The sequence below is a fragment of the Pectinatus frisingensis genome (assembly GCF_015732285.1).
GTDB classification, from domain to species: domain Bacteria; phylum Bacillota; class Negativicutes; order Selenomonadales; family Selenomonadaceae; genus Pectinatus; species Pectinatus frisingensis.
The window spans coordinates 1-1,665 of the sequence record NZ_WIQU01000026.1 but is presented as its reverse complement, the minus strand read 5'-3'; the positions used below and the strand labels follow the sequence as shown (position 1 = coordinate 1,665).

At 45.5% G+C, this 1,665-nt stretch carries 2 protein-coding genes; both read right to left on the bottom strand.

Going from position 1 to position 1,665, the window contains the following annotated elements; all coding sequences use genetic code 11:
• Positions 1-937 (bottom strand): hypothetical protein (locus tag I6751_RS04765; protein WP_196591289.1); only part of this gene is annotated, 937 nt, incomplete at its 3' end.
• 78 nt (positions 938-1,015) lie between these two features.
• The coding region (locus tag I6751_RS04760; protein ID WP_196591288.1) for a hypothetical protein at positions 1,016-1,665 on the bottom strand (650 nt) is incomplete at its 5' end.

The following is a 1,665-nucleotide window of genomic DNA, read 5'->3' as shown; positions in this document are numbered from 1 at the left end:
CCGCATTGGCCGCCGAGTAAGCACTCTGGGAGAGATAATTCTGCCGCCTGGCTGTCCAGACCAGACTCCACATTCTAGTTGTAGTATAGTCAAGTTGCGGATTAAGGTCATCCTGCTGCACCTGCGTCCACAGCAGATATTTATTGATGGCACCGTCAAGATGGTACTCGCCGCTGCCCGATACATTAAATTTATCCATTGTGGCAGTATCTGAATTGGTTATCCCAAAAATATCAGGTATTTTGTTCTTCAACATGGCGGTTGTCTGGTGATCCCATGGATAGTAAAGATTAGATCCAGCCATTCCTTCACCAAAATGATTACCGATGATATAATGCAATGTAACATTTACGGTTGGATATTCAGCTGAATTAATTATCTGCGGTGCATTCAGGTATATAGAATCCTTACCGCCCCTGGAGCCATAAGTGCTTTGGTTAAAAACAGCTGTTCCCATATTAAGCCGAAAAGCAATATTGCCTTCAAATTTACCATTATCTATTTCCATAAATCGCGCTGTCTTAAGAGAGGTTGCTGCCGACCAGGGATCATAGCCGTTTTCCTGAGTATAGCCGTTGGCAGCACTGTATTTATATGCCAGGTCTATCATGGAACCGGAATACATGGTTAAATTTTCTGCATCAATTTCAGATTTAGCATCCAGCGGACGCCATATTCCCCCATTTAAAATACTAATAGGTTCATTATATTCGGAAACTGGCGGTCCACCGGTCTGTGTATTTCTGGCATAGGTAGTATAAATACCTCCACTCGTGATATCATGGGTTCCGCTTGGGTCGGCAGTTATTCCCCAATTTATGTAATTGGCATTTTCTCCATTTATTACCAGCTGATTCCACGCCTCACATGGTGCGGTATAAGTAAGCAAAAAAAAAGCCAGGGGACATGATATTATATATTTATTATTCCTTTTCAAAATGTTTCTTCCTTATTATTATTATAAAAATAAACAGGGGCAATATCCTTTTGCCCCCGCGTTCAGTCGGCTGTCCGATTACTTGCCGGCGTAGGAACTCATAAAGTCATCATATTCATCCTGGCTCATACCGGCACGGGATACCAGCACCGGATGGACAAAACCGCGGACAGACTTAATGGCACGCCTGCCGCGGCGGGTAATGGTCGGCATCGCCAGGGAGATTGCATTAAAGGCCGGATTTTGGGATGCACTCCAGCCGGTGGCTGTGGCGGCATCGATAGCGCTGCCGGAAATGCCATTGGTATCATAGACACCCAGTGTATCACCCAGCATGCCCCAGACCTTGCTCAGTTCGTCGGCCGGCAGTAATGCCCATAGATAACCGTTGACAGGTGATGCAAGGACGCCGCTAATTATTTGGGCTGTTTGTGATAATAATTTATCACCCGTCAAATCGGCTATATTGGCATGCCATAAATTACCGCTGAAAGCAAAATTATTGTCGTAAGAACCATTTATGATATAAGCCGTACCATCTTCAAGAATGGCCAGTGAACGGATATCAAAAGTATCACTATCAGCAGTAGTTCCACTGGCAGCGGCCTTAACTAAATCGGTAACGACCAAACTGGTGGACACCTTTTGAATGCGCGAAGCCGGGTTCCATTTGATTGGATACTGGTTCCACTGCGCCCCGCCCAGTGCCGTCACATAGAAGCTGCCGC